We start from the raw sequence: 20,647 nt of genomic DNA, 5'->3' as shown, positions 1-20,647 counted from the left end.
GGTGATGGACCGGCTGTTGGGGAGCGGCACGGATAAATAGGGGCATGGGCACGGTGCCGGGATCTGGATGATGGAAACGTGCGTCTGAGAAAGTGTGGTGGCCGGGCCGGGGTTGCTCGCGCCGGTGCTGTGTTCGCCGTCGCGGCCGTCGTGCTGGCCGGATGCGGGATCGGTGGGGAGCCGTTGCCGCCGATTCCGGAGGGGGTGCCGCCGGGGCCGGGAACGCCCGTGCCGCCGATCGATCTCGATGCTCCCGGGCGCAGTGCCGAGCAGTTGCGCGGCTGGGCCGAGGAGCAGGCCGGGGCGCTGCGCATTCCGGTGGTGGCGCTCGAGGCGTACGGATATGCGGCCGCGGTGCTGGCGCGCTCGCGCCCGGACTGCGGAATCGCCTGGACCACCCTCGCCGGAATCGCCTCCGTGGAGAGCAAGCACGGCAGCCACGGCGGTGCGCGCCTGGACGCCGATGGCGGGGTGCGACCCCCGATCCGCGGCATGCCGCTGGACGGATCACCTGGCGTGGCACGGATTCTCGACGAGGCCGCGACCGCGCGCGCCGGAAGCCCGGTCTACGTGCGCGCCGAGGGGCCCTTCCAGTTCCTGCCCGAGACCTGGCAGCGCTTCGGCGTCGACGCGAATGGCGACGGTGTGGCCGATCCGGACAATATCGACGACGCCGCCCTCACCGCCGCCCGCTATCTGTGCGTCAGCGGCGGCAGGCTCACCACCCCGGAGGGCTGGCGCAAGGCGCTGTTCACCTACAACCAGTCCAACGCCTACATGCTGAAGGTCCGCGATCACGCGGCGGCCTACAGCATCGGCCGCCGGGCCTGAGGAACTGCTCGAGGTCACCGAGGTTCGCCTACGTTAGGCTCGCGGTGCACGGATCGCCGTGCGACCTGCTCATGGACGGCGGTGAGCAGGACGGAGTCCACAGCCGAAGGAGTGTCGTTTCGTGGCCATCATCGAACAGGTCGGAGCTCGCGAGATCCTGGATTCGCGCGGTAACCCCACCGTCGAGGTCGAGATCGCTCTCGACGACGGCACCCTGACCAGGGCGGCCGTGCCGTCCGGCGCGTCCACGGGTGAGCACGAGGCCGTGGAACTGCGCGACGGCGGCGACCGCTACGGCGGCAAGGGTGTGCAGAAGGCCGTCGAGGGCGTCCTCGACGAGATCGCCCCGGCCATCATCGGTCTCGACGCGGTCGAGCAGCGCACCGTTGACCAGGTCCTGCTGGATCTGGACGGCACCCCCGACAAGTCCCGCCTCGGCGCGAACGCCCTGCTCGGCGCCTCGCTCGCGGTCGCCCGCGCGGCGGCGGAGTCCTCGGGCCTGGAGCTGTTCCGCTACCTCGGCGGCCCGAACGCCCACGTGCTGCCGGTGCCGATGATGAACATCCTCAACGGTGGCGCCCACGCCGACACCAGCGTCGACGTCCAGGAATTCATGATCGCACCGATCGGCGCGGCCACCTTCAAGGAGGCGCTGCGCTGGGGTGCGGAGGTCTACCACGCGCTCAAGGCCGAGCTGAAGACCAAGGGGCTGTCGACCGGCCTCGGTGACGAGGGCGGTTTCGCGCCCGATCTCGCCGGCGGCACCCGCGAGGCGCTGGACCTGATCGCCGCCGCGATCGGCAAGGCCGGTTACCAGCTGGGCACCGATGTGGCCCTGGCCCTCGATGTCGCGGCGACCGAGTTCTACACCGCGGGTGCGGGCTACAAGTTCGAGGGCACCGAGCGCACCGCCGAGCAGATGGCCGAGTTCTACGCCGAACTGCTGTCGGCCTACCCGCTGGTCTCCATCGAGGACCCGCTGTCGGAGGACGACTGGGACGGCTGGGTCGCGCTGACCGATCGGATCGGCGACAAGGTGCAGCTGGTCGGCGACGACCTGTTCGTCACCAATCCGGAGCGTCTCGAGGAGGGCATCGCCAAGGGCGCCGCCAACGCGCTGCTGGTAAAGGTGAACCAGATCGGCACCCTGACCGAGACCCTGGACGCGGTCGAACTCGCCCACCGCAACGGCTACAAGACGATGATGAGCCACCGCTCCGGCGAGACCGAGGACACCACCATCGCCGACCTGGCGGTGGCCGTGGGCAGCGGTCAGATCAAGACCGGCGCCCCCGCCCGCAGCGAGCGCGTCGCCAAGTACAACCAACTGTTGCGCATCGAGGACGCGCTGGGCGACTCGGCCCGCTACGCCGGGGACGTCGCGTTCCCGCGCTTCGTCTTCGAAGGCTAGTAACGTCGTCTCGAGTCGCGGCGAGGACAACCGACTTTCGAGGTGTGACATATGACTGAGCGACGGGCGCGCGGTACCAGTCCGGCCGGACGGGGAGACCGCCGCTCGTCGCGGTCGGCCCGCTCGCGCCCCGAGCGTGCGGCCGGTGCGTCGGCCCCCGCGGCCCGCACCGCCGCGGGCAAGCGCGCGGCCCAGCGTCGGTCCGGGAAGTCGGAATCCGGTGCGACGGCGAAGAAACCGGCCCGCGCCGCGAGATCCCCGCGCAAATCCGAGGACCGGCACGAGCGCAAGATCCTCGGCCTGTCCACCGGGCGCGCGGTGATCCTCGCGGCCGTGCTGTGCGCCCTGGCGCTCACGCTGGCGGTGCCCATGCGCACCTACTTCAGTCAGCGCGCGGAGTCGGCCCAGCTGGCCGAGCAGCGCCGCGACCTGGAGGCCGAGCTGGCGCGGCTGCGCGATCGCCGTGCCCAGCAACAGGATCCGGCCTACATCAAATCCGAGGCCCGCGGCCGGTTGCGCCTGGTGATGCCCGGCGAGACGCCCTACATCGTGCAGGTGCCCGGAATCGAACAGCCCGCGGTCCCGGTCCAGACCGCCCAGCCCCGCAGGCCCGACCCGTGGTACACGCAGCTGTGGCGCAGTATGTCCAATCCCCAACGCACCCAGGCGGATCCGGAACCCACCACCCCGGCCCCGCCTCCGGAAGGAGCACCCCGGTGACCCAGCCCGACCCCCAACCGAGCGCGGCCGATCTCGAGATCGTCGCCCGGCAGCTGGGCCGCCCGCCGCGCGGAGTGCTCGCCATCGTCTACCGCACCCCGGACGGGCAGCCGGGCGTGGTGAAGACCGCTCCGCGGCTGCCCGACGGCACCCCGTTCCCCACGCTCTACTACCTGACCGATCCCCGGCTCACCGCCGAGGCGAGCAGGCAGGAGGCCGCCGGTCTCATGCGCGGCATGACCGAACGGCTCGCCAACGACCCGCAACTGGCGGCCGCATACCGCGCCGCGCACGAGAGTTATCTGGCCGAGCGAAATGAAATCGAATCCCTCGGCACCGATTTCAGCGGCGGCGGCATGCCGGATCGGGTGAAATGTCTGCACGTGCTGATGGCGCACGCACTGGCGAAGGGGCCGGGCGTGAACCCGCTCGGCGACGAGGCGGTCGCCCTGGCCGCCGATACCGGACTGCGCGGCACCGCGATTCCCGCGGACTGGCCGAAATACGAAGGGGCACCTGATGAGTAACCGGGTGGCCGCGGTCGACTGCGGCACGAACTCGATCCGACTACTGATCGCCGATGTGGGCGCGGACGGACGGCTGTCCGATGTGCACCGCGAGATGCGAATCGTGCGCCTGGGCCAGGGCGTCGACGCCACCGGCGAACTCCATCCCGAGGCGATCGAGCGCACCCGCGCCGCCCTGCACGACTACGTCGATCTGATGCGCGACAACGAGGTCACCCGGGTGCGCATGGTCGCGACCTCGGCCACCCGCGACGCGCGCAATCGCGACGACTTCTTCTCCATGGCCGCCGCCGAACTGGGCCGGGTCGTGCCCGGTGCGTGGGCCGAGGTGATTACCGGCGACGAGGAGGCGCGGCTGTCGTTCGCCGGTGCGGTCGGCGAATTGTCGGGCAGCGAGGGGCCTTTCGTCGTGGTCGATCTCGGCGGCGGGTCGACCGAGGTGGTGCTCGGCGACAGCACCGGCGTGCAGTCGGCCTATTCCGCCGATATCGGCTGCGTCCGAATCACCGAGCGCTGCCTGCACGGCAACCCGCCCACGCCCGAGGAGGTCGCCTCGGCCCGATTCTTCGCCTCGCAGCGGCTGGCGCAGGCGTTCGGCGTGGTGCCGGTCGAGCGGGCGCGCACCTGGGTCGGCGTCGCCGGAACCATGACCACGATCGCCGCGGTCGCACTGGATTTGCCCGAATACAATTCGGAGAAGGTGCATCTCACCCGGCTGCGCCTGGACCAGGTGCGCGCGGTCTGCCACCGGCTGGTTGCCATGGACCACGACGAGCGGGCCGCGCTGGGTCCGATGCATCCCGGCCGAGTCGACGTCATCGGCGGTGGGGCGGTCATCACCGAGGTCCTCGCCGACGAACTGGCCCGGCGGGCAGGCATTTCCGAACTCGTCGTCAGCGAGCACGACATCCTGGACGGGATCGCGCTGTCGATCGCCTGAGCGCGATGGTCCGTTTTGTCCAGTGGGGCGCGCGCACCCCGCATGGGTGCCGTGCAGTGTGCCAAGCTGCCATACCGGCAGATGTGCACATTGAGGGCAAATTGCTCAAGCGTCCAACATTCTGACCGGAATTTACTTCCTCGACACAGATACCCCGCTACTCTGCTGGCCGCAGCGACCATTACCTGGCTCGCTGTATTTCTCGCGACCACAACCCCGGTTGCTGAGAGATTGCGTGAACATGGAAAGGTCGAGCGCATGACGGAAGTGGCTCAGCCGGAGCAGCGGGGGACCGAACGGACGGTGTTCGGGCATCCGATCGGTCTGGTGAATCTGTTCGGAGTCGAGCTGTGGGAACGGTTCTCGTACTACGGCATGCTCACGATCCTGGGCTACTACCTGTACTACTCGCTGGCCGACGGCGGCCTGGGGCTGGAAAAGGCCACGGCCACCGGCATCGTCGGCGCCTACGGCGGCCTGGTCTACCTGTCGACCGTGCTGGGCGGGTGGATCGCCGATCGCCTGCTGGGCATGGAGCGCACCGTGTTCTACGGCGGTGTGGTCGTGATGGCCGGGCATATCGCGTTGGCGGTGCTGCCCGGACTGCTCGGGGTCGGCGTGGGCCTGGTGCTGGTCGCACTGGGCAGCGGCGCGCTCAAGGCGAACGCGTCCTCGCTGCTGGGCACCCTCTACGCCAAGGGTGACGCGCGGATCGACGGCGGCTTCACGCTGTTCTATCTCGGTATCAACCTCGGCGCCTTCATCGGGCCGCTGGTCACCGGTCTGCTGCAGGACAACATCGGCTTCCACTGGGGCTTCGGCGCGGCCGCGGTCGGCATGGCGCTGGGCCTGACGCAGTACGTGGTCTTCCGCCGCAATCTCGGCAGCCATGGCCGTATCGTGCCGAATCCGCTGCCGCAGAGCCAGGTGGGGCGGGTGGTCGCCCTCGCGGCCGCGGTGATCGTGATCGTCGCTCTCGCGATGGCGACCGGGTTGATCACGCTGGCGAATCTGAAGTGGGTGGCCACCGGTGTCATCGCCATCGCCTCGATCATCTACTTCGTGGTCATCCTGACCCATCCGAAGGTGACCCCGATCGAGCGCACCCGGGTGCGCGCGTTCATCCCGCTGTTCGCCGCCAACGCCGTGTTCTGGTCGCTGTTCCAGCAGATCTTCACCGTGCTCGTGGTGTACTCCGACGAGCGGATGGACTGGTCGATCTTCGGCTGGACCGCGCCCTCGAGCTGGATCGCCTCGGAGGAGCCGATCTGGATCATCACGCTCTCACCGCTGTTCGCGATCATGTGGACCCGGCTGGGCAACCGCGCCCCCAGCACCCCGCGCAAATTCGCCTACGGCGTGATCGGCATGGGTGCGGCCTTCCTGCTGTTCGTGCTGCTGACCGCCTTCGAGGGCAAGACCGTTCCCGCGCTGCTGGTGTTCTTCATCATGGGCCTGTTCGCGGTCTCGGAACTGCTGCTGTCCCCGATCGGCCTGGCCGTCACGAGCAAACTCGCCCCCGAGGCCTTCCAAGCCCAGATGATGGCGCTCTACTTCTTCTCGATCGGCCTCGGCACCGCCCTGTCCGGCGTCCTCGCGGGCTTCTACGACCCCGACAGCGAGGTCGCCTACTTCGGCCTCACCGGCCTGATCGCCATCGCGGTAGGCATCCTCGTCTACTTCTTCGCCCCCCGGGTGAGCCGACTGATGGAGGGCGTCCACTGACCACCCGGCCGGAGAATTCCGAGACGCCCGTACAAATTCGGTAGGCTGACCCGGCACGCCCCCGTAGCCCAATTGGCAGAGGCAGCGGACTTAAAATCCGCCCAGTGTCGGTTCGAGCCCGACCGGGGGCACATACCAACAACAGGATTTTCGCAGTTCAGAGGCTTGAGGCCTCGCTAACTGTATCCGGACTCAGGATGAAACCCCAGGTCAGATGCTGCCGGTTCGAACCCCTCGGGGCAAGGTGGTTCAAACCCGCAGCCTTCAGTCGAGTAGGGATTGGTTCGGCGGCTCGACCGTCATTCGACGGTACGTGTGCACTCGGGATCAGGAGGGCGGCTTGCTTGCAAGCTGGCCCATTCCAGCAGGTCACCGATAACCGCTGCGAGTTCACTGCGCAAATGTTCGTCTTGCTCGCCCTCGACATAGCTCACTCGGTAGGCAAATGCCCATTGCCGACGGCGCCTATCGAACTGGGGTCGCTCTTGGGGTTCCATGACCTTCGATGATCCAGCGATCACGAGGTGGGTCGGAGTACTTCCGGGCACTGCTCGACCCATAGAACTCAACCGTTGCCGCCCTGCGTCTTCCTTGCAAGTAATAGCCGGATGCCGCTACCGTCAGCAGCTGCGCCATCCGGGGCCATCGAGAACCGTTGCCCCTCAGATGAACTGGTTCGGTGGCGTCGTCGCGGTCGGCGTACTTCACCATCTCAATAGGACCAACCGTCCGGTCGGATCGTGTCCGCCCTTCCACGGGGCCACACCCGCCGATGGCCGCGTGGACTCCCAAGAGGTAGCAGGCGGGCCGTGGTTCACCATGAGTCGCGGTGGGACAGTTCCATGCCGTCGGACACCCACGCGTAGGCCGCGATCTTCCACTCGTCTGGTGAGTTGCAGATGCTCCCGACCGCTTCGGCTGTGAGCGGGTATTCAGGTTTCTCCTCACCGTGTGGTCCGACGCACCAGAGCGATGCGAACGTGCCTGGTTCTCCCAGGCACTTGCTCAGGGTGGTTGCGACGTCGTTGGCGGCGTAGGACACCATTTGCCGCAGCATCATCGAGACCTCGGTATCGAGTTCGTCGTCTGTGGGCGGCGCGCCGTATTCCTTGATGTGATCGGAGAAGTCGAACTCGGCGAGGATCCGATCGACGATCCAGGCGCGTGGAAGCAGCGGTGGTGTCCCGATGGCTTCACCGACCTCGTAGTCCCAGTCAGTGACGTAGCCTTCGTCGAAGGCGTGCACGAAGAAGGATTTCGTGATGGCCCACAGCGCGATTGCTCGCAGCTTCACTTCATTGCGATCGTCGTCGGAGTCGGCCTGGGTTTCACCGGTTTCCTCCAGGACTTTCCAGGCATAGCGGTACCAGTTGGTTTCGGAATCGCCGGTCCAGGTCTGTGGGAGCCGATCGAGGATCGGCTCGACTTCGCTGAAGGAGACATTGGTGGCGGTCATGTGTATCCGTCCGATTGAGTTGTGCGGCTTGCGATTTGAACTGACAGGGAGCACGGGCGGGAGCTGCGGACTCTCACGAAACCGTATGTGATGTTGCCGGTATGCTCCACCGAGACCGGAGAATCGGTACGGCGGCAAGTCGGGCTAGCTGTCCTGAACCGTGGCGAGGAACCTGCTGGGCTGTCCGTGCCAAGTGAGCAGCAGTTGTTCACGGGCGCGGGTGCAGGCAACGAACAGCAGGCAGCGTTCGCGCTGGAGGTCGCCGTCGTGTGCGTGGGGGTCGTCTGTTATGGGCGTGACGGCGGCGGCGAGCGGATTATGGTCGTCGTCGACTCCGGCAACGACCATGCATCGGAACTCGAGGCCCTTGATTCGATGCATTGTGCCGACCGAGATCTCACCGTGAGGGCGGTTCGTTCGGGTGAGGAGGCACGCTGAAAGACCGGCGGCGCTGAGCTGGCGGGTCAGTTTCCCGGCTATCTGGTTGGTGCGGGCCGCGATACCGATCTCTTCAGGCATCACACCGCTGGTCAGCCATCGGCGGACGGTTTCGATAATGCGCTGAGTTTCAGCCTCTTTGGTGGCGAAACCGGCGAGTTCCGGTGGCTGCCCGTGAATGTCGGACCGGCATCCGGCGATGGAGTCCAGTCCACCGTTCATGTCGTCGATGGCCTGGCCCTTCAGCAGCGCCAGGCTCCAGGCGAGGATTTCAGCCGTGGTGCGGTAGTTGATCGACAGTCGCCGGGATCGGCCACTGATGTCGATTCCGGTGTCGCGCAGGCTGACTCGGTTGGCGTAGACGCGCTGATGAGTATCTCCGGCGATGAAGATGTCGTCGGGTCCAGGGGCGACGGCGGCGCGCAGCAGCCGCCACTGATCGGGGCTGAGATCTTGGGCTTCGTCGACGACGACGTGCCGGAAGGGCTTGTCGTCGGTGGTGTCCAGGATGCGGGTGGCTTCACGGCGCAAGGTCTCCCACGTCCAGACGTTTCTGTCGGCGAGCAGCTTCTCGAACGCCATGACCGCCTCCCAGATCTTCGACTTCTGAAGTCTGCCCAGCCGTCGGCCGCGGCCATCGCGGTTGGCAGTGCGATACTCGTCGACCGTTTTCAGTCCTTGCGCGAGAATGACGTGCCGCCACTCTTCGGCCAGAAATGTTTCGGTGAATTCGGTGGGGTGCATCGAGTGCGCGTGCCGCCACAGCTTGTCCTCGCCCCGGGCATCGAGCACTCGGGGTTGCCCGTGCTTCTCTCGGAATACATTGTGCGCGAAGCGATCCACATGCCGGACGACGATCGACTCGGCCAGTTCTGGTTCCTTGACCAGGGTCATGACACCGTCCTGCAGCGAATCGGCGAGTGTCGAAGTGAAGGTGGTGAGCAGTACCCGCCCTGCTCCTCGCGCGGCGAGCCGTCGCGTGCGGTGCAACGCCACCACAGTCTTGCCGGTACCGGGTCCGCCGGTGACGCGTGCGGGACCGTGGTAGCAGGCGTCGACAATTTCGTTCTGGGTTGGGTGAAGATAGATGCGCCACAACGCGAATGGGTTGGCGAACACCTTCATCAAATCGTCAGGTCCGTCGACCAGCAGCACGCGTCCGGGGCTGCGGCGCAGCGCGGCATCCAGATCGGTGACGTCGACCGGTTCGGTGACCCGGTCGGCGCCGATCTCCGACCACACTTGTTCCGGCGTCAGCCCGGCGGCCAGCCCCAGCAGTACGTCCCACTGAATGCTGGGCAGAGCGTCTCGGGCCGCGTCGAGCTGTTGCTGACTGGTCATGGCGCGCGCTGCTGCCAGGGTCGTGTCGTCGATACCGAGTCGCCGCAGGTCATTGTCGCTGACGTGGGCGAAGAGCCGGGCCGGAGTGCGCTCGGCCGCGGCGGTGAGTTCAGGCAGGGACTCGGCGAGAGTCACGTCGTCGCGGATCTCGAGGCCCCCATTGACCCCGTTCACGGTGATGTCACGCCGGGCGGCCCACTCGTACGCTTCGTCGTGCGGCAGCACCTTCAACAGAAGGTACGTGTCGCCTTTGTCCGGGGCCAAGACGATACCGCGCCAGAAGGCATCGATTCGGATGGACCGCAGCTGCTTGTTTCGGGCCTGCGCGAGTTTTTCGAGGTGGAGGCCGGCGAAGGTTGCGTTGCTGAACTTCGTGAACACCGCCTCCACTCGGTCTTGTACGCAGCCTTCGAGTTTGCCGAAATCGCGCAGGAAGTCGCGATGGATAGCGAGAGTAGGCATGAGGTCTCCTGGGTGCGCGGTCCGGAGACCAGAGCCCCCGGATCCGCAGAGTGTCCTGAATGATCTTGTAGTGGAACGGCTTTCGTGCGCGAACCAGTGATCAGCCGTCCAGCGCGTCGGTGCGCGGAGCTCCCGGGACGCGCCCCAGGAGGGCGTCCGGCTCGTTGGCTTCCAAGATGAAAGCAGGACCGCTGAAGACCCGGTGCGTCAAGATCTCATTCGCGAGTTCGGTGCCCTCCGCGAACATCTCCTCGGTCCAGTCCGGCATGTCGCCACACGCCCGCAGATCGGTGAGCAGGTCGGCGCGGGTGCGGACGCAAACGTTGGTGATGCTGCCGGAGATGGCTGCGCTGTGTAGCGCGTCGTGCATCAACCGCTGAGCGCGTTCGACCGCGTCTGCCATCGATATGGCGTGCACCGGCGTGGAAGCCGTGGTCCGGCCGGTGTCGTCGTCGTGACTGATGCATACCCACTGCCCGAAGCTGTCGATCAGATCGTCTACCTGGTCGTAGGTGATCGGGCCGGTGTGGGCAGTGGTTTCCGTTGCCCAGTACTGCATGGCGGTGTCCTCCGTCGGTCTTCGATGGTGGCCTAGCGGCCGAATGTCATCGAGCCTGACAGGCTCTTTGTGCCATGAACAGAAAATTTACTGATAACCAGGGTTATCAGGTGTATTGCATCAAGCGTGAATTCGTCGCGTCTATCTTCATGAAAGCCGCTGCCTCTGGAGCTTTGGCTACTCGGCGGCTTTGTATCACGAATCATTTTGTCTCACAGGAGGTTTCATCATGACTGGCACCATGTTGACTGTCATCGTGCTTGTGGCGGCGGTCTGCGCTGCTGCTAGCTACCTGTACGCGAAAGCGCGCATTCACGCCCGCCTCTCGGAGGGTGACAGCGCCCGCCAGGTTGCCGAAGAACAGAGCCGTGAGGCTCGCCGGCAGGTCGACGAACTGCGCACCGACCGGGACCACAATCGGGAACGTGCGGATCGCTTGGAGGTCATCAACAGCGAATTCGCAACGGAGCGCCGCGAACTCGGCGAGCAGATCGGCAAGATCACCGAAGCACTGGACGCGACGCGAGCGAATCTGCAGGCCCGAGAGGTGGAGGTCGAACGCCTTCGCGCCGATGTGGCATCAGAGCAGACGCAGAATGCGGACCTGCTCCGCCAGTTGCGTGCAGCCGAGCAGAACGTCGCCGAATTACGTGGGCGCGAGGAGCAGTTACGCGAGCAGTTGCATGAGGTGGAGACCGCCTACGCTGCGCTCGAAGCCGAGAACGTCGAGCTGCGGGAGCAGGCGCTTGCGATGGAGGTGTTGCGCAAGCAGATGGACGACGCCAATGCCGAGAATATGCGCCTGCAGAAGGAAGCGATCGAGGCGATCGGTGCGAAGCTGTTGGCGCGGTCGGAAGAAACCCTCGTGTCGGCGGCGGAGGCGAAGCTGACCGAAATCAGCAAGCCGGTTCAGGAGGGTCTGGCTCAGATCGACAAGCAGCTTAGGGATTTCGAGACCAGCCGCACCAAGAGCGAGGCGGGGCTGCAGCAGGAGATCAAGGGATTGTCGGAGGAAAGCCTGCGGCATCGCGAGCAGACCCGTGGTCTGGTTCAGGCATTGAAGCGCCCGGAGATCCGCGGCTCATGGGGTGAGATGCATCTGCGTCGTGCCGTGGAGTTGGCTGGCATGCAGGAGCGGTGCGACTTCGACTTGCAGGTGCACATCCCCGGCGAGGACGACCGCGTGCAGCGACCGGACATGGTGGTGCATCTGCCGGGCGGCAAGCATGTGATCGTGGACTCGAAGGTGCCGATGGACGCGTTCGTCGCGGCCACGGAAACCGACGACCAGGCCCACGCCGCAAAGTCGTGGGTGAGGCACGTCAAGCAGGTGCGGCAGCACATCGACGGATTGGCGAGCAAGGAATACTTCCGCAAGATCGATCCCACGCCGGAATTCGTGCTCATGTTCGTGCCCAGCGAATCGTTCTTGCAGCCTGCGTTGGAGAAGGACCCGGAGCTGCTCGAATATGCCGCCGCCAAGCAGGTTCTGATCGTGACGCCGGTGACGCTGATCGCGGGGTTGCGGGCCATCGCCTTCGGCTGGAAGCAGGAGGCGCTGCGCGAAAACCTTCGTCAGGTCCTCGAACTCGGCACCGAGATCTACGAGCGGTTGTCGACGATGGGGAAGAACGTCGAGAAGCTGGGCACCGCGATCGACCGCTCGGTCAAGGCGTACAACGAGACCGTGGGATCGCTGGAGGGGCGGGTCATGGTGACCGCGCGCCGGTTCCGGGACATGAAAGTGGTGGAGGCGGAGCTGCCGAACCCGCAGCCGAAGAACAACACCACGCGCCCGCTGACCAGCCCGGAATTGATCGCCTCGGCGATGGCGCAACTGCCGTCAGCCGAGTCCGTTGACGCCGACTCTGACGTTCACATTCTCTCCGACTCGGCGGAAACGCAGTCTGCGTGATAACGGGGGATATCAGGCATAAGCGACAAGTGAGTACCCAGCTGCGGATAGCCTATGGGGCACAGCGTACGGAACGGAAAGGAGGTGTTGACGATGCGAAACACGCAAAGGCAGAGGCTGCTGATATCGAGGCAGGAGATGGCCGATCTTGCTCGGGTGAAGCGCCCAGTGATCAGCACGTGGGCTCGCCGACACCTCGACTTTCCGGAGCCTGTGGCCGGCGACCATCGCTACCCGTTGTTCGATGCTCGCGAGTTCGGTGACTGGCTCGTGACCACAGGACGAGCCAGCCGCAAGGATATCGACGGGGACCTGCAGTCCTATACGCTCACCCGGCTCACGACCGAGTTCTCGCCACGGACCCTGGTCTCTCATCTGACGTCCCTCATCTGCTTGCGGCATCTCAATGATGACGAGCCGCTCCACGACGACGCTGATTCGCTGCCTGGTCTCATCCGACTTGCCGCGCATCTGGATCCCGATAACGCCATGCTGAAGGAGGAAATCGCGGCGCTCCACGCGGAGTGGTTACCGGCGCAGGTAGACGAACTGGTCGAAGCTGCGTGGGGAACTGTCAACGCGTTCGAACGAGTGATGGACCTGCGTGAACGCCTTGGTGCGACAGACCTTGCCGCAGTCCGCCTCGCCCCCGAACTCGTCCGGCTGATCGCTCTGCTAACGGATGCGGCCACTGTCGCGGACCTTGATTCCAGGGATGCGCGCATCTACGACCCGCACGCGGGTGCGGGAGACCTCCTCGTCGCTGTGGCCGCCACGCTGCGCGACGACCAGCCTGTACACCTCGCGGCTCGCTGTGGTGACCGGTACTTGGCTCGACTGCTCCGCCGCCGCCTGGCCGTGCGAGACCTGCACGACGGTGAATTCACTGTCTACGGCGACGAATCCGATCACGACGGCGCGAACATCATCGTCACCCAGTTGCCGTTCCGGCCAACGGAGGAACGCTCCACGGTCGGGTCGCTGAAGCTCATCGACGACATCGCGGTGCAGCTATGTCCTGGCGCGACGGCCGTTGTCGTTGCTCCCTCCGATACGACGGGCGCGCTCAACCCGCACAGCGAAGCCGCATCGCTTCGAGCTGAACTCATAGCCGACACGGTGAAGGCGGTCATTCGTCTACCTGGTGGATTGGTCCCGTACCGTCCTGGCTACGAGGTATCGGTGTGGGTTCTCGGCACCGACCAGCAATCTCGACGCGGCGAGGTACTCCTAGCCGATGTCTCTGATCGTCCCCTGACGAACGTTGTGGTCGATGCCCTGGTCACAGACATCCTCGCGTGGCGTCGCCCCGAATACGACCCGCGCGCCCATGCGCATGTCCACGCGATCCGAACACCGGTGAAGGCCCTGATCAGCGATGCGCGTGCATTGACGCCCCGGCACCTGCTCACCGAACTCGAATTCAGCCATGACGTGCCAGAACGTGTCGCCCGCGCTCTGGATCTGGAACGGATCCTGCTTGAGGCCCGGCCCGGGCGTCGGCTGCCGAGCCACGTTGAACTCGATCCCTCGCCCTCGCCGCCTCTCACCAAGACCATCCATGAGCTCACTCGCGGCGGCCAGCAGCGCATCAATCTGTTGTCCTTGAAGAAGGGCACTAGGATTCGCGCCGAACACGTTCGTCCTAGGAAACACCTGCGTTCAGCAAGCAGCGCCGCCGTGATCGGAGCGCCGGAGCTGGCGGGACGGTGCGCGCTTGGGGATCGCCGTATCGACCGCCTCGACCTGGCCAACCACTATCCTTCCGCGCAACTGAGCCGCCCCGGCGATGTCGTCATCACGACGGTGCCCGAACCAGCCGTGCTAATTGACCACCAGGGCTATGCGGTGATCCAGTACCCCGCTCGTGTCCTGCGCATCACCGAGGTCGGAGCCAAGCAGTTCACGCCGCGGGTTCTCGCTGCCCTACTGACACAGGCTCCCCGAATTCGCGGCGCAATCCGCGCCGTCGAGAGGATCGAGGAGATCCGACTACCGATTCTCCAGGAAGAATCCGTGGAGCGGCTCGACAAGCTCCTGGCTGAACTCGATGACCGACGTCAAGCAATACAACACGAACAAGCGGCCCTCGATGAGCTGCATCGCCTGGCTACCCGAGGGCTCACCGACGGGACGCTGACCTTGACCGCAAACACCATCCACTGAACTGAGGAGCACGATGCCACCCCGGAAGACGAAGAACGGCAACGGGCAGTCGGAGCTGCCCGGAATGCCGACCATGGACAACCTCAAGGACATCCTGTGGAAGTCCGCTGACAAACTGCGCGGCTCCATGGACGCCGCCCAGTACAAGGACTTCGTCCTCGGCTTGGTGTTCCTCAAGTACGTCTCCGACTCATACACCGAGCGCCGCGACGCAATCCGTCAGGAGTTGATTGCCGACGAGATTCCCGACACCCGCCACGCCGACTTTCTTGATGACCCTGACGAATACACGCGCGAAGGGATCTTCTGGGTCCCTGAGGGCGCACGGTGGGACGACCTCGCCGAAGGCGCGAAGGCGGGTTCGGTGGGCGAACTCATCGACGACGCGATGGACGCCATCATGAAGTCCAATGCCGCCCTCACAGGCGTTTTGCCCAAGATCTTTAACCGCGACAACGTCGACCAGCGTCGGCTTCGCGAACTTGTCGATCTCATCAACGACGCTCGCTTCACCGGCCACAACGGCAAGACCGCCCGTGACGTCCTCGGCGAAGTCTACGAATACTTCCTGGAGAAGTTCGCTCGCGCGGAAGGGAAACGCGGTGGCGAGTTCTATACCCCCGCAAGCGTTGTCAAGGTCCTTGTCGAGATTCTGGAGCCGTACAAAGGGCGCGTGTACGACCCCTGCTGCGGATCGGGAGGCATGTTCGTCCAAGCCGAGAAGTTCGTCCTATCGCACCGAGGCCGCCGCGATGATATCGCCGTCTACGGTCAGGAGGCCAATGAGCGCACCTGGCGGCTCGCCAAGATGAACACCGCGATCCACGGCATCGCCGCCGATCTGTCCACGCGCTGGGCCGATACCTTCTACGAGGACAAGCATCCTGATCTCAAGGCTGACTACGTCCTGGCCAATCCCCCATTCAACATGTCGGACTGGTACCGCCGTACTGACGACCCCCGCTGGCGTTTCGGCACTCCACCCGCTGGAAACGCGAACTTCGCCTGGATACAGCACATAGTCTCCAAGCTTGGTGTCCGCGGCACCGCCGGCGTCGTTCTTGCGAACGGCTCCATGTCTTCAAAGCAGTCGGGCGAGGGGGAGATCCGAACTGCGCTTCTCGACGCAGATCTCGTGGCCTGCATGGTCGCCCTCCCGCCGCAACTGTTCCGGACTACGCAGATCCCTGCGTGCCTTTGGTTCTTCGCCAAAGATAAGAGCGGAAAGAGCGGTCATACCGATCGACAAGGGCAAGTTCTTTTCATCGATGCCCGGAATATGGGATCGATGGTGGACCGCACCGAGCGCATCCTCACCCCCGGGGACATCGCCAGGATAGGCAATGCGTATCACGCCTGGCGTGGCACCAAGAGTGCCCATGAAGCCAGCCTCCAGTATTCCGACGAACTTGGCTTCTGCTACTCCGCTTCGCGCGAGGAACTGCGGCAGCACGATGACATCCTCACCCCTGGGCGCTACGTCGGCGCTGCCGAAACTGCTCCTGCGGACGAAGTGCCTTTGGTAGGCAAAATCGAGCGGCTCACTGGCGAATTACTTGCTCACTTCGAAGAGTCGACACGGCTTGACAAGGTTATCCGCGAGGAGTTGAGGCGGCTTCATGCATAAAGGTGCGAAGACCTTCAAATCGCTCATGCAACAGGGGATTATTGAAATAGGAGATGGGTACCGAGCGAAGCTTGAAGAGCTTGGCGGCGATGGACCCATTTTTCTTAGGGCGGGAAGTCTTACCACCCAGGGATTCTCGTGGGACGGAAATGACAGGTTCCGTGACGATCTCGCCGTAAAAGTAAAGTCGAAAATGGCGCGACGCGGCGATGTTGTAATCACGACGAAGGGGAACAGCACCGGGCGAACTGGATACGTGGATACCGATGCGCCTGAATTTGTGTATTCTCCGCATCTAAGTTACTGGCGAAGTCTGCGATGGGATATTATCCGTCCTGGATATTTGCGGTATTGGGCAAAGTGTGATGAGTTTCTTAATCAGTTGCGTGCCATGGCGCACGGCACCGATATGGCTCCATACCTCAGCCTGGCCGATCAGGCCAGGCTCAATATTTCCATACCGGAAATAAATACCCAACTTGGAATCGAATCGGTCCTCGGCGCTCTTGACGATAAGATCGCGCTCAATCGGAGATTAGCGCACGTATCTCATGATCTGTCGGCCAGCATGTTTGACGATTTCGTCCAGAACGATCTTGAGGCTACTGTCATGCGCCTGGGAGACGTAGCGGGTGTAAACCTAAGGAAGGTTCGACCAAAAGAGGGCGGATTTCTGCGATACATTGATATTTCAAGTGTTTCGGTTGACAATATTGAATGGCCGGAGCGTTCACGGTGGGAGAGTGCTCCAGGACGTGCGCGGCGTGGAGTCTCGCCCGGAGACACTATCTGGTCGACTGTACGACCGAATCGCAAATCGCGAGCTCTAATTCTCGATGATGACCCTGAGATCGTAGTGTCGACGGGATTCGCCGTACTGACCCCTCAGAAAGTTGGTCCCGCCTTCCTTTATGAGGCGTCTCGACGGGAGGAGTTCGTGCGCTACCTGGAAAGCGTCGCAGAGGGCTCTGCCTATCCGGCTGTTCGAGCCGATCGATTTTTAGGTGCACCGGTTTCGGTATTGTCACCGGTGCCTATGGAAAAGTTCGAGAGAGTGGCTATGACTCTTCAGAGGAGGGTTCACGTCGCGCACTCAGAATCGCGAACTCTAGCTCAATTGAGGGACACATTGATGCCCGGGCTCCTGTCGGGTGCGATTCGCGTTCGGGACGCGGAAAAAGTTGTAGAGGAAGCGATATGAGCAAGTATGACGAGGTCAACCTTGAGCACGATGTGCTCGATATCCTCGGTGAGCTTTCATGGGAGCCCCTGGAGGGGAAGTACATCGCCAAGGGTTCGGATGAGCGGGAGTCATGGGAGGAGTTGATCATTCCGCACCGGCTCCGGGAGGCGATCGAGCAGATCAATCCCGACTTGCCGGATGCCTCAGTTCAGGAGGCCGTTGATCGCGTCCTATCGCCGGAGTCAACGAGTTTGGAAGCCGAGAACGCGCGGATCCATGGCTATCTCACCGACGGTATCCGCATCAGCTATCTCGACGAGTTCGGCGTAGAACAGAATCCGACAGTGCGACTGGTCGACCATCTCGATCCGTACCGTAATGACTTTCTCGCAGTGAATCAGGTGACGGTTCGCGACGGCGATGAGCGGTGCCGGTTCGACGTGGTGCTGTATGTCAACGGCCTGCCGTTGGCGTTCATCGAGCTGAAGAAGATGGGCGACCCGTACGCGACGGTCGAGACCGGGCACGGCCAGCTCATGCGGTACACGCGGCAGGTGTGGAAGGCGTTCCGCTGCAACGTGATCTGTCTGTCGTCGGACGGCGTGCTCGCACGCTATGGGACGGCGTTCACGCCGTACAACCACTTCGCGCCGTGGAATGTCGACGATGCGGGTAAGCCGGTTCCTCAGCCCGCTCCCACCTGGGATCAGGCGGAGTTGAGCCTTGCGCTGTACGGACTCTTCGAGCCGCGTCGGTTCATCGAGCTACTCGGTGGCTACGTCGCGTTCTCCCAGGACGACAAGGGTCGGCAGAAGCGGATTGCCAAGCCGCATCAGTATTTCGCTGTGTCGAAGGCGGTTGAAAAGACCATCGAGGCCGTGCGAAGCAACGGCAAGGCCGGCGTGGTGTGGCATACCCAGGGCTCTGGCAAGTCGATGGAGATGGAGCTGTACGCCAATCAGGTGCTTAGACACCCGGCGCTCGGGAACCCCACGATCGTCGTCATCACGGACCGTACCGACCTCGATGATCAGCTCTTCGACGGGTTCAATGCCAGTGAACTGTTACCGGAGAAACCGAGGCAGGTCACCAGTCGCGACGAGCTGCGCACCGGTCTAATCAACCGAAGAACCGGCGGCATCTACTTCACGACGTTGCAGAAGTTCAGCCGCACCAAGCAGGAAAAAGATGCTGGACGCCAGCATCCGCTGCTGTCGGACCGCCGCAATGTGATCGTCATCGTCGACGAGGCACACCGCAGCCACTACGACGACCTCGACGGATACGCCCGCCACCTTCGCGACGCGCTGCCGTACGCCACGATGATCGCGTTCACCGGGACGCCGATCTCGAAGGCCGAGCGTGACACCACGGCGGTGTTCGGTGACTACATCGACATCTACGACCTGACTCGGGCGGTGCGAGACGGTGCAACCGTACCAGTCTTTTACGAAAGTCGGCTCATCCCAGTCAGTCTCCCCTCTGGCGTCGATGCGGAAGAGCTCGACGAGGCAGCCGACAAGGCGACCGAGGGACTCGACGACGCCGAGCGGGCGAGGATGGAGCAGGCCGTCACGGCCCTCAACGCGGTATACGGCGCACCCGACCGGCTCGACAAACTCGCCGCCGACATCGTGGCGCACTGGGAGACCCGGTCGGAGGCGATGAAGGAATTCATTGGGGTATCGGGCAAGGGAATGATCGTGTGCAGCACCCGCGACATCTGCGCCGACCTCTACGAGCAAATCGTCGCGCTGCGCCCCGACTGGCACGGGGAAGGAGCGACCGAAGGAAAAATCAAGGTCGTCTACAGCACCTCCGCCGACGACAAGACGAAGAAGGAACACCTCCTGAAACACCGTCTGCGTCCGTCCGAGCACAAGACGGTGCAGCGCAGGATGAAGGAAGCCGGCGACGATCTTGAGCTGATCATTGTCAAGGACATGCTGCTGACCGGTTTCGACGCACCACCGCTGCACACCCTTTACCTCGACAGGACGATGCGTGGTGCGCAGCTCATGCAGACTCTGGCCCGGGTCAACCGCACCTACAAGAACAAGCAGGACGGGTTGATGGTCGGGTACGCACCCCTCCATGACAACCTGCTCGAGGCTCTCGCGGAGTACACCGACGAGGACCAGCACGAAAAGCCGATGGGCCGCGACACCGACATCGCACTCGCTGCCGTCCACGACACCATCGATGTGCTGTGTCGGTTGTTGTCCGGGTACCCGTGGCGGGACCAGCTCTCTGTCGGTGGACCGACGGCGTATCGGGATGCCGTGTGGGGCGCGGCCAACTACCTTCGCGATCCGCAGCATCCAGACAACCAGGTGGATGACCCCGACGAGCCCACGCTCAAGGAACGGTTTGCCCGGGAAGCCTCACGACTATCGAGGTTTTACGCCCTCTGCCGCACCAGCGGCGAATTGAACGGGCAGCGCGACGACATTGGGTTCTTCCATGAAGTGCGCGTGTGCATGGCGAAGTTCGATGCCGCCGAGCGTCAGTCCGAAGGTAGGCCGATCCCCGCTGACGTGGAGCTGATGCTCAAGCACATCACCGCGGGAGCGATCGAAGCAGGTGAGGTTACCGACCTGTTCTCCGCCGCCGGCCTGGAGCGGCCGAATCTGGCCAACCTCGACGAGTCCTACGTCAAGCATCTGCAGGCCGCACGTAACCCCGCGCTGGCGATCGAGGCGCTGCGACGGCTCGTGCAGCAGGAGATGCGCAAGGTCACCAAACACAATGTTGTGCGCCAGAAGAACTTCTCCGACCGGCTGATCGATCTGATGCGCAAGTACACCAGCCAGAACATCACTGCTGCGGAGGTCATCGCCAAGCTGATCGAGATGGCCCGGGAGATCTCGGCCGACGCCGACCGCGGCAAGCGGTTCGACCCTCCACTGGACGATGCTCAGTTGGCCTTCTACGACGCCGTCGCGGCGAAGGGCACCGTCGCCGCCTTGATGGGCCACGGGGACGCCAGTGAGGGTGAAAAGAAGCTCGCCGCTATCGCGCGCGATCTGGTGCGCACCGTTCGCAATAATCTCTCGCCGGACTGGATCGCCCGCGACGACGTACAGGCGAAGCTGCGCTCGATCATCAAGCGGCTCCTGGCGAAGCACGGCTACCCTCCCGAGGAGGAGCGCGACGCGATCGAGAAGGTCATCCAGCAGCTGGATACCTTTGCGGATGAGTGGGCTCCGGGGGCAGAGTGAGTCGCTGACCTGGGTCCGGATTGCAGGTAGACAGCACCTGAGGCAATCGACCCCAGCGGCACGCGCGGCGTCTGGCGCGCGACTCTGTTCATCGGCTACACTTGCAGCAATCGACCCCCTCCCAA

At 64.0% G+C, this 20,647-nt stretch carries 14 protein-coding genes and 1 tRNA gene; 12 read left to right on the top strand and 3 right to left on the bottom strand.

Features of this window, described 5'->3' with window-relative positions; translation table 11 throughout:
- Nucleotides 1-84 precede the first annotated feature (84 nt).
- The 7 genes from NDR87_RS27095 (at nt 85) to NDR87_RS27065 (ending at nt 6,285) form a co-directional block, all read left to right on the top strand.
- Complete coding sequence (locus NDR87_RS27095; protein WP_286014120.1) at nt 85-831, top strand: lytic transglycosylase domain-containing protein; 747 nt, start codon at nt 85-87, stop codon at nt 829-831.
- A gap of 121 nt (nt 832-952) precedes the next feature.
- Nucleotides 953-2,242, top strand: coding sequence for a phosphopyruvate hydratase (eno, locus tag NDR87_RS27090; RefSeq protein WP_251915970.1), 1,290 nt, complete (start codon nt 953-955; stop codon nt 2,240-2,242).
- 51 nt (nt 2,243-2,293) lie between these two features.
- Nucleotides 2,294-2,962 carry a septum formation initiator family protein gene (locus tag NDR87_RS27085; protein WP_251915967.1) on the top strand — a complete coding sequence of 223 codons (669 nt, stop codon included), beginning with the start codon at nt 2,294-2,296 and terminating at the stop codon, nt 2,960-2,962.
- Nucleotides 2,959-3,489 carry a DUF501 domain-containing protein gene (locus tag NDR87_RS27080; RefSeq protein WP_251915965.1) on the top strand — a complete coding sequence of 177 codons (531 nt, stop codon included), beginning with the start codon at nt 2,959-2,961 and terminating at the stop codon, nt 3,487-3,489. The genes NDR87_RS27085 and NDR87_RS27080 overlap by 4 nt, the downstream gene beginning before the upstream one ends.
- On the top strand, nt 3,482-4,429 hold the full coding sequence (locus NDR87_RS27075; RefSeq protein ID WP_286014098.1) for a Ppx/GppA phosphatase family protein: 948 nt from the start codon (nt 3,482-3,484) through the stop codon (nt 4,427-4,429). The genes NDR87_RS27080 and NDR87_RS27075 overlap by 8 nt, the downstream gene beginning before the upstream one ends.
- Before the next feature lie 258 nt (nt 4,430-4,687).
- Complete coding sequence (locus NDR87_RS27070; RefSeq protein WP_251915963.1) at nt 4,688-6,154, top strand: peptide MFS transporter; 1,467 nt, start codon at nt 4,688-4,690, stop codon at nt 6,152-6,154.
- A 57-nt stretch (nt 6,155-6,211) separates the two neighbouring features.
- Nucleotides 6,212-6,285, top strand: a tRNA-Leu gene (locus tag NDR87_RS27065).
- Between the two features lie 683 nt (nt 6,286-6,968).
- Here NDR87_RS27065 and NDR87_RS27060 read toward each other — a convergent pair.
- The 3 genes from NDR87_RS27060 to NDR87_RS27050 form a co-directional block, all read right to left on the bottom strand.
- Nucleotides 6,969-7,610 (bottom strand): hypothetical protein, encoded by a 642-nt coding sequence (locus NDR87_RS27060; RefSeq protein ID WP_251915961.1) that lies wholly within the window; start codon nt 7,608-7,610, stop codon nt 6,969-6,971.
- Between the two features lie 144 nt (nt 7,611-7,754).
- Complete coding sequence (locus tag NDR87_RS27055; RefSeq protein WP_251915959.1) at nt 7,755-9,851, bottom strand: UvrD-helicase domain-containing protein; 2,097 nt, start codon at nt 9,849-9,851, stop codon at nt 7,755-7,757.
- 100 nt (nt 9,852-9,951) lie between these two features.
- The gene (locus NDR87_RS27050) at nt 9,952-10,410 is read right to left on the bottom strand and encodes a hypothetical protein (protein ID WP_251915957.1); all 459 of its coding nucleotides are present in this window, start codon (nt 10,408-10,410) and stop codon (nt 9,952-9,954) included.
- A gap of 229 nt (nt 10,411-10,639) precedes the next feature.
- On the opposite strand from NDR87_RS27050, the gene rmuC reads away from it, so the two are divergent.
- The 5 genes from rmuC (at nt 10,640) to NDR87_RS27025 (ending at nt 20,522) form a co-directional block, all read left to right on the top strand.
- Complete coding sequence (gene rmuC / locus NDR87_RS27045) at nt 10,640-12,325, top strand: DNA recombination protein RmuC (RefSeq protein ID WP_251915955.1); 1,686 nt, start codon at nt 10,640-10,642, stop codon at nt 12,323-12,325.
- A 138-nt stretch (nt 12,326-12,463) separates the two neighbouring features.
- Entirely contained in the window at nt 12,464-14,491 is a 2,028-nt protein-coding gene (locus NDR87_RS27040; protein WP_251915953.1) for a hypothetical protein, read from the top strand.
- Between the two features lie 13 nt (nt 14,492-14,504).
- Nucleotides 14,505-16,118: a class I SAM-dependent DNA methyltransferase gene (locus tag NDR87_RS27035; RefSeq protein ID WP_251915951.1), complete on the top strand. Its 1,614-nt coding sequence runs from the start codon at nt 14,505-14,507 to the stop codon at nt 16,116-16,118.
- Nucleotides 16,111-17,319: a hypothetical protein gene (locus NDR87_RS27030; RefSeq protein ID WP_251915949.1), complete on the top strand. Its 1,209-nt coding sequence runs from the start codon at nt 16,111-16,113 to the stop codon at nt 17,317-17,319. Before NDR87_RS27035 ends, NDR87_RS27030 begins: the two co-directional genes overlap by 8 nt.
- The gene (locus tag NDR87_RS27025; protein ID WP_251915947.1) at nt 17,316-20,522 is read left to right on the top strand and encodes a type I restriction endonuclease subunit R; all 3,207 of its coding nucleotides are present in this window, start codon (nt 17,316-17,318) and stop codon (nt 20,520-20,522) included. Before NDR87_RS27030 ends, NDR87_RS27025 begins: the two co-directional genes overlap by 4 nt.
- Nucleotides 20,523-20,647 lie beyond the last annotated feature (125 nt).

Source organism: Nocardia sp. CDC159, assembly GCF_023740735.1.
GTDB lineage: Bacteria > Actinomycetota > Actinomycetes > Mycobacteriales > Mycobacteriaceae > Nocardia > Nocardia pulmonis.
This window is presented reverse-complemented; position numbering and strand designations above follow the sequence as displayed.